We start from the raw sequence: 299 nt of genomic DNA on the forward strand, positions 1-299 counted from the left end.
GCCGCTTCCTAAAAAGAGAGCCCAATGGGTCCATATCATGCAATTTATATTCATCCCTTAATACTTTTGGGAATATTACAGAGTAAATTGCCCCTGTTAAAAACATAAAAGAACCCAAGAAACTGTTACATCAGCTGCTTGGGTTCTTTTATGTTTTTAAGTTGATGTGCATATGGTAGTTTACTCTCGAAACTTCTAACACTTTTTCTTTTTAGCCGCCGCTATTTCTTGCTGTGCCGAAACGCTAGTACGCTTTGCATCTTGGATTTCTCTGACCATTTTCATAAGATTATCATCCC

The 299-nt window shown here is 37.8% G+C and carries 1 protein-coding gene; it reads right to left on the reverse strand.

Annotated features, from left to right (window positions below; genetic code table 11):
- Positions 1-195: 195 nt before the first annotated feature.
- A partial coding sequence (locus tag KVT34_RS30100) for a DUF3967 domain-containing protein (RefSeq protein ID WP_217563278.1) occupies positions 196-299 on the reverse strand: 104 nt, incomplete at its 5' end.

Origin of the sequence: Paenibacillus sp. GbtcB18 (genome assembly GCF_019091125.1) — a bacterium.
Lineage (GTDB): Bacteria > Bacillota > Bacilli > Paenibacillales > NBRC-103111 > Paenibacillus_F > Paenibacillus_F chitinolyticus.